Genomic DNA, 6,866 nt, shown 5'->3' on the forward strand with positions numbered 1-6,866 from the left:
GGTGAGGACGGCCGCCACGGTGCCGGCGGAGAGCGCGGCGAGCCGGGCGCGCGTCGCGCGGGGTTTACGCGCGTAGCGAACCGGCGTGTCGGGCTGCTGGGCTGTGGCCTGCATAACAAACTCCCTGGGGCAGGAGGTGCCTGGTCTGGGGGTGGTGCCTGGCGCCGGGTCGCGTTTTCGGGCGCCGGAGGCATGCTGGTGCCGCCAGATGTCGTCCCGGCGGTCCGCAGGTAACAGAGTGAAGACATGGGCATGTCACATCAAGGGGTAGGCGCCGATTTCTCTCCGCCAACACCCCGCAGCGCAGGCACAGTTGTCGCACGATGCCCGGGAATGGACCCATGACGGCCGATCCGCTCGCCACCGACACCCTTCTCCCCGTCACTCCCGTCCTGGGCGTGGTGCTCGGCGTCCTGCTGCTCGCCGCCGCGACGGTCGCGCTGACCGCCGGGCTCACCCAGGACAACGGCGAGGGCTACGGTCGGGCGATCCTCACCGCCGGGCTGCGCGCGGTGGTGCAACTGGGCGCCGTCTCCCTGGTCATCGGCTGGGTGGTCGGCGCCCTGCCCACCCTGCTGGGATTTGTCCTGCTGATGTACGCCGTCGCCGTGCTCACCGCCGCCCGCCGGCTCACCCGGGACCGCTGCGGCTACTGGGTGGCCTGCTCGATCGGCGCGGGCGTGCTGCCCGTCCTGCTGCTGCTCGTCGGTACCGGACTGGTCCCGCTGCGCGGGATCGCGCTCATCCCCGTCGCCGGCATCCTCATCGGCGGCGCGCTCACCGCGACCGTGCTGGCCGGCCGGCGCGCGCTGGAGGAGCTGACCGTGCGCTGGGGCGAGGTCGAGGCGGGACTGGCCATCGGACTGCTGCCGAGGGAGGCCGTGCTGGAGGTCGCCAGACCGGCGGCCGGCGGCGCGCTGCTGCCGGGCATCGACCAGACGCGGACCGTGGGATTGGTCACCCTGCCCGGCGCCTTCGTCGGCATGCTGCTCGGTGGCGCCTCACCGCTGATGGCGGGGGCGGTGCAGCTTTTTGTGCTGGTCGCGCTGATGTTCGTGCAGGCGGTCGCGGTGGCCGTCACCCTGGAACTGATCGCCCGGGACAGGCTGCACAGGGACGGCCGGCGGGCCCGCTGAGCAGGCCGGGGCTGGGCCGAGCGGCGAGGGCTGTCGTAGGGTGGACGACATCTGAAGGGGAGTAGCTCCTCGCCGGACCGTCGACATACTGGGCGGCTCACCGCCCCGGCGCCCGGAGCGCACCACACGTGGTGCGCCAGCGAGACCTTCGGCCGCAGTGTCCCAGACGCTGCCGTGCCGAGGTGTTCGCTTTTCCAGCGGGTCCGCTCGGCGCGGCCCGAACGATGAGGATCGTCCAACCGTGTTCAGTCTCGCCGCAGCCGGCGTCACCTTCGGCGTCGTCTTCCTCGCCGAACTGCCCGACAAGACCGCCCTCGCCGGTCTGGTGCTCGGCACCCGCTACCGCGCCTCGTACGTCTTCGCGGGCGTCGCCGCCGCCTTTGTGCTGCACGTGGCGCTTGCCGTCGCCGCGGGCAGCCTGCTGGGGCTGCTGCCGCAGCGGCTGCTCGCGGTCATCGTCGGTGTGCTCTTCCTGACCGGCGCGTTCCTGCTGCTCCGCCACAAGGACGAGGACGGCGGCGAGGTCCGCAAGCCCGCCGACCAGTCGTTCTGGAAGGTCGCGGGCAGCGGCTTCATGCTGATCCTGATCGCGGAGTTCGGCGACCTCACGCAGATCATGACCGCCAACCTCGCCGCCCGCTACGACGACCCGCTGGCGGTCGCGCTCGGCGCCGTGACCGCGCTGTGGGCGGTCGCGGCCATCGGCATCCTCGGCGGCCGCGCGTTGATGAAGCGGGTGCCGCTGGGGGTCATCTCGAAGATCGCCGCCGGTGTGATGACGCTGCTGGGCCTGTGGAGCCTCTACGAGGCCGTCGTCGGCTGAGGCCGCGCCGTTGACCGGCGGCCAGGCCGACACGGCTGGACCGACGTGGGTGGCTCGACGTGGCCGGCCCGTCCCGGCCGGACCGAAACGGCCGGACCGAAGTGGCCCCTGGCCCGCCCGGGGTGGGCGGGCCAGGGGCCACGTGAACACGGGTGGGCTACCGGGCGTCGCCCGCCGGAGTCCTGCCGGCCTCGCCCGGAGCGGACCCGGAGGTGCTCTCCTTCGACGGCTCCCCGGCCGCCGCCGTGACCGTCGCGCCGGCCGGTACCGGGTCCTTCGCGCCGACCCGCGCGGCGACCGCCGCGGGATCCGCCGCGGGGTCCGCCGCCTCCGCCGACGTCAGTCGGTCCGCGCGGGAGGCCGGGCCGTGCCGCAGCCACAGCTCCGCCAGCGCGAAGCCGGCCACGACAACCGCCGCGCCACCGAAGGCGTCCAGCAGGTAGTGGTTCGCCGTGCCCATGACGACAACCGTCGTCAGCAGCGGGTACAGCGCGCCGAGCGCCTTCACCCACAGCCGGGGACTCAGCCGGATGATCACGAGCCCCGCCCACAGCGACCAGCCGACGTGCAGCGACGGCATCGCCGCGTACTGGTTGGAGATCCCCGTCAGGATGCCGAAGTTCGGGTCGTCGAAGTCCTGCGGGCCGTTGATGGTGTCGTGGTAGCCCATCTTCGGCATCAGCCGCGGTGGCGCCAGCGGGTACAGCAGGAAGCCGACCAGGCCGAGCAGCGTCGTGTAGCACAGGGCGTTGCGGGCCCAGCGGTAGTCGGCCGGGCGGCGCAGGTAGAGCCAGGCGAGCAGGGCGACGGGGATGAGGAAGTGGAAGGCCCCGTAGTAGAAGTTCATCGACGCTTCCAACCAGCCCGTCTTGTGCACGTACTGGTTGATGCGCAGCTCGATGTCCAGGCGCAGGGCCCGTTCGATGGCCAGGATCTGGTGGCCGTGGCTTTCGGCGATCTCACGCCCGTCCGGCGCCAGGGAGCGTATGTAGGAGTAGGCGAAGTAGCCGACGCGTATGAGCAGCAGCTCCAGCATCAGGTGCGGGCGGCTGAACGGGCCCGACGGCTCGGGGCGGTCCCACAGCGGGGAGCCGGTCGAGACGAACGGCAGCGCCACGGCGGCCGTCAGCGCCACCAGCAGCGGCGCGTTCTCGCCCAGCGGAGCCAGCCAGGCGATCTTCGGGACCAGTGCCTCGGCGCTCAGGCTCGCGACCAGCACCACCAGCACCGGCCAGACAAGACGATCGCCGCGACGCCGGCCGAAGCGGCCGACCGCGGCGAGGAGTACCCACAACTGGAGGTGCTGCCAGGCCGCCGGGGTGACGGCCATGACCACGCAGCCGGCTATCGCCGCGGCCAGCAGTGGCTGCCCGTCGCGCGCGTAGTGGGCCGCGCGGCGCAGGCCGAGCACCGCGACGGCCACGGCCAGCGCCACGAACAGGATGATCTCGACGGTGCCGGAGAGCCCGAGGCGCAGCAGCAGACCGTGCAGAGACTGGTTGCCGACGTCGTCGGCGGCGCCGCCCAGCCCGGTGCCGGCGAAGTGCCCGAACCAGTAGTCGGCGGACGCGGCGGGCAGCGCGGCCCACGCCACCAGCGTGCTCAGGCCGAAGGTGCCGACCGCGCCCACGGCCTGCCTGCGGCGGCCCAGCAGCCACAGCAGCGGCGCGAACAGCAGCAGCGTCGGCTGCAGGGCGGCGGCGAAGCCGATCAGCAGGCCGGGCAGCGGCACGTTCGGCACCAGGTCCCGCCACGGCGACCGCCCGCCGTACACAAACGCGGCCACCACCAGCACGATCGGCAGCAGTCCCGGCCCGCCGGTGTCGAACACCGCGCGCACCGGCACCGCGAGCAGCAGCACCGAGGCGACCAGCGGCAGCATCACCGACCTGGTTTGCCGGGAGACCCGCCCGGGCAGGGCATGGACGACAAGAAGGGCCAGCGCGCCCACAAGCGCGAGCAGGCCCAGGGCCCAGGTCGCTCCCAGCATCGGCTCCGGCAGCGTGCCGAACGGTCTCAGCAGGGCCGCCGTCAGCGGTGTGCCGGTGAAGCCGGCGCCGTCGTACACGGTGTCCGGGCTGCCCAGCGGCCCGTTGCGGGCGAGCCAGCCGCCGAGGTCGGTCAGACGCTGGTCGGGCGCCTTCCCGAGCACGTCGACGAGCCGGTACGCCGCGAGTATCAAGGTCAGCGGCCACAGCAGCGCCAGTGCGACGCGAGTGCGCGATTCCCCTCGCACCGCCGCGCTGAGCCGGTTGTCTTCCACAGTCACGTTTCCCCGTGCCCCGTCTAGTAGGTCGCTCGCAGCGCCATCATTCCGGATGTCAGACGCAGGACACCGGGCGGCCACCTGACTGGGTCCAGTATGAGGCGGGAGAGACGGTACGGCACGATGGACGACATGAGCATCGTGAAGATCAACGTGCTGTCCGTTCCCGCGGAGCAGCGTGAGGTGTTGGAGAAGCGGTTCGCGTCCCGCGCGGGCTCCGTCGAGGGGTCGGACGGCTTCGAGTGGTTCGAGCTGCTGCGGCCGCTGGAGGGCACCGACCAGTACCTCGTGTACACGCGCTGGCGGGACGAGGAGTCCTTCCAGGCGTGGATGGAGGGCCCGATGAAGGCCGCCCACCAGGGCGGTCAGGCGGGTCAGGGCGGTGGCGCCGGCCACGGCGGGGAGGGGGAGCGGCCGAAGCCGGCCGCGACCGGCTCGACGCTGTGGTCCTTCGAGGTCGTGCAGCAGGCGTCGCCCAAGTAGGACCGGGGAGTACCGGGTGGTACCGGGTGGTGCCGCTCCCGCGACCGGTCAGGGGCGGGGCGTCTCCTCGTCGCAGCCGCTGAGGTCCGCGCTGATCGTCCGGACGAGTTCGGCGAGGTCCCGTGGCCGGTCGGGTGTCCACCAGTCGCCCAGCAGTTCCGCCATCCTGCGTTCGCGGGCCTCGGCGAGCCGCCGTGCGGTGTCCACGCCGGTGGTGGTCAGGGAGAGGGTCAGCCCCTCCCTGGTCGCCAGCCCGCGCTCCTCCACCTGGCGCGCGCCGGCGACCATCACCGACCAGTCGATGCGGGCGTGCTCGGCGAGCCTGGACGGCTCCAGCGGGCCCTGCCGCCGCATCCGCAGCAGCAGCCAGGCGGAGGCCGGCTGGAGGTCGGTTCCCGCGTCGCGGGCGAGCGCGGCGTACACGTCGTGGCGCCCGGCGCGGGTGCCCAGGACGCTCAGCGCCCGCTCCAGTTCCTCCCGCGACGAGCGCTGCACGGGGTTGACCGCCATCACCTCGCCGGTTTCCGGCGCCTGCACGCTGCCGCGCAGCGGCTCCTCCCGCAGGAACCAGGCCAGGACGAACGCGGCGATCCCGGCGGGCGCCGCCCACAGGAACACGTCCGTGATCGACTCCGCGTAGGCGTGCAGGGTGGCCGCCTGGTCGGCCGGGTCCAGTTCGGCGACCGCGCGCGGGTCGGCCTGCAGCGACTCGGGGCTGACGCCGGGCGGCAGCTCGTGGCCGGCCAGCGCGTCCCGCAGCCGCGGCCCCAGCCCGCCCGCGAAGATCGCGCCGAAGACGGAGACGCCGATGGCCGCGCCGACGGACCGGAAGAACGTGACGCCGGAGGTGGCGACGCCCAGGTCGGCGTAGTCGACGGCGTTCTGCGCGATGAGCACGAGCACCTGCATCACCAGGCCGAGTCCCAGACCGAAGACCAGGAAGTACACGCTGATCTCGAAGTCGGCGCTGCGCTCGTCGAGGTTGTGCAGGAGCAGCAGCCCGACGGTCATCACGGCGGTGCCGAGGATCGGGAAGACCTTCCAGCGGCCGGTGCGGCTGACGATCTGCCCGGAGAGGGTGGAGGTGGTCAGGATGCCGAGCACCATCGGCAGCATGTGCACACCGGACAGCGTCGGTGAGATGCCGTGCACGACCTGTAGGAACGTCGGCAGGTAGGTGAGCGCGCCGAACATCGCGAAGCCGATGACGAACGAGATCACCGAGCAGATCACAAAGCTGCGGATGCGGAACAGCGCCGGCGGCAGCACCGGTTCGGCGGCCCGCCGCTCCACCGCGACGAACAGGGCGAGCAGTACCACGCCGAGCGCCGACAGCGTGTACACCTGCGGGGAGTCCCAGGCCCAGATCGTGCCGCCGAGCGAGGTGACCAGCACCACGCAGGTGGCGACCGACGCGATGAGCACGGTGCCCGCGTAGTCGATGCGGTGCTTCTCGCGGCGCACCGGGATGTGCAGGACGGCGGCGATCACCGCGAGCGCCAGCGCGCCCAGCGGGAGGTTGACGTAGAAGACCCAGCGCCAGCTGAGATGGTCGACGAAGAGCCCGCCCAGCAGCGGCCCGAGCACGCTCGTCACGCCGAACACCGCGCCGAACAGGCCCTGGTAGCGGCCGCGTTCACGCGGCGAGACCAGGTCGCCGACGATCGCCATGGACAGCACCATGAGCCCGCCGCCGCCCAGCCCCTGGAGCGCGCGGAAGGCGATCAGCTCGGTCATGGTCTGCGCGATGCCGCAGAGGGCGGAGCCGACCAGGAAGATGACGATGGCGGTCTGGAACAGCTTCTTGCGGCCGTACTGGTCGCCGAGCTTCCCCCACAGCGGGGTGGCGGCCGTCGCCGCCAGCAGGTACGCGGTGACCACCCAGGACAGGTGGTCCATGCCGCCCAGCTCGCTGACGATGGTGGGCAGGGCGGTGGCGACGATCGTCTGGTCGAGCGCGGCGAGCAGCATGCCCATCAGGAGCGCGCCCATCGCGAGATAGACGGTGCGCGTCCGGTGGCCGGTCTGCCCGCCCGAGGGGGGCGCCTGGGTCATGCCTCCCATGGTCGGTGCTGGGAGTGTGCGCGTCCTGCGGAGCACGCGGCGCGTCGGGGGGAAGCGGCCCGGGGCGGGGCCGACTGGCGCCGGAGGCTGTCTC

The 6,866-nt window shown here is 72.5% G+C and carries 5 protein-coding genes; 3 read left to right on the forward strand and 2 right to left on the reverse strand.

Going from position 1 to position 6,866, the window contains the following annotated elements; genetic code table 11:
- Positions 1-341: 341 nt before the first annotated feature.
- Together GL263_RS18310 and GL263_RS18315 are read left to right on the forward strand one after the other, a co-directional pair.
- Entirely contained in the window at positions 342-1,136 is a 795-nt protein-coding gene (locus tag GL263_RS18310) for an ABC transporter permease (protein WP_182856804.1), read from the forward strand.
- A 241-nt stretch (positions 1,137-1,377) separates the two neighbouring features.
- Positions 1,378-1,959 (forward strand): TMEM165/GDT1 family protein, encoded by a 582-nt coding sequence (locus GL263_RS18315; protein ID WP_182856805.1) that lies wholly within the window; start codon positions 1,378-1,380, stop codon positions 1,957-1,959.
- A 157-nt stretch (positions 1,960-2,116) separates the two neighbouring features.
- On the opposite strand, the gene GL263_RS18320 is transcribed toward GL263_RS18315, so the two are convergent.
- A complete protein-coding gene (locus tag GL263_RS18320; RefSeq protein ID WP_323379463.1) occupies positions 2,117-4,228 on the reverse strand; it encodes a bifunctional glycosyltransferase 87/phosphatase PAP2 family protein in 2,112 nt (703 codons plus the stop codon).
- A gap of 129 nt (positions 4,229-4,357) precedes the next feature.
- On the opposite strand from GL263_RS18320, the gene GL263_RS18325 reads away from it, so the two are divergent.
- Positions 4,358-4,708 (forward strand): antibiotic biosynthesis monooxygenase family protein, encoded by a 351-nt coding sequence (locus tag GL263_RS18325; protein ID WP_182856806.1) that lies wholly within the window; start codon positions 4,358-4,360, stop codon positions 4,706-4,708.
- 48 nt (positions 4,709-4,756) lie between these two features.
- Here the strand turns inward: GL263_RS18325 and GL263_RS18330 are convergent, their stop codons facing one another.
- Positions 4,757-6,772, reverse strand: coding sequence for an MDR family MFS transporter (locus tag GL263_RS18330; RefSeq protein WP_182856807.1), 2,016 nt, complete (start codon positions 6,770-6,772; stop codon positions 4,757-4,759).
- Positions 6,773-6,866 lie beyond the last annotated feature (94 nt).

Source organism: Streptomyces durbertensis (genome assembly GCF_014156695.1).
GTDB lineage: Bacteria > Actinomycetota > Actinomycetes > Streptomycetales > Streptomycetaceae > Streptomyces > Streptomyces durbertensis.

Coding starts and splice junctions, on each gene's coding strand:
- GL263_RS18310 (WP_182856804.1), top strand. CDS start 342: ATGACGGCCGATCCGCTCGCCACCGACACCCTTCTCCCCGTCACTCCC.
- GL263_RS18325 (WP_182856806.1), top strand. CDS start 4,358: ATGAGCATCGTGAAGATCAACGTGCTGTCCGTTCCCGCGGAGCAGCGT.
- GL263_RS18330 (WP_182856807.1), bottom strand. CDS start 6,772: ATGGGAGGCATGACCCAGGCGCCCCCCTCGGGCGGGCAGACCGGCCAC.